The following is a 272-nucleotide window of genomic DNA, read 5'->3' as shown; positions in this document are numbered from 1 at the left end:
TCCTCCGTTACCCTTTGGGAGGAGACCGCCCCAGTCAAACTGCCTACCATGCACTGTCCCCGATCCGGATCACGGACCAAGGTTAGAACCTCAAACAGATCAGGGTGGTATTTCAAGGACGGCTCCACGGAAACTAGCGTTCCCGCTTCACAGCCTCCCACCTATCCTACACAAACCGGTTCAAAGTCCAATGCAAAGCTACAGTAAAGGTTCATGGGGTCTTTCCGTCTAGCCGCGGGGAGATTGCATCATCACAAACACTTCAACTTCGC

The 272-nt window shown here is 53.3% G+C and carries 1 rRNA gene; it reads right to left on the bottom strand.

Annotated features, from left to right (window positions below):
* Positions 1 to 272: ribosomal RNA gene (locus AB3X99_RS41005) — 23S ribosomal RNA — on the bottom strand; the annotation flags it as partial.

Source organism: Paraburkholderia sp. BR10882 (assembly GCF_040948855.1).
GTDB lineage: Bacteria > Pseudomonadota > Gammaproteobacteria > Burkholderiales > Burkholderiaceae > Paraburkholderia > Paraburkholderia nodosa_A.
The sequence above is the reverse complement of the archived record's forward strand: the minus strand, read 5'-3'. Positions and strand labels throughout refer to the sequence as shown.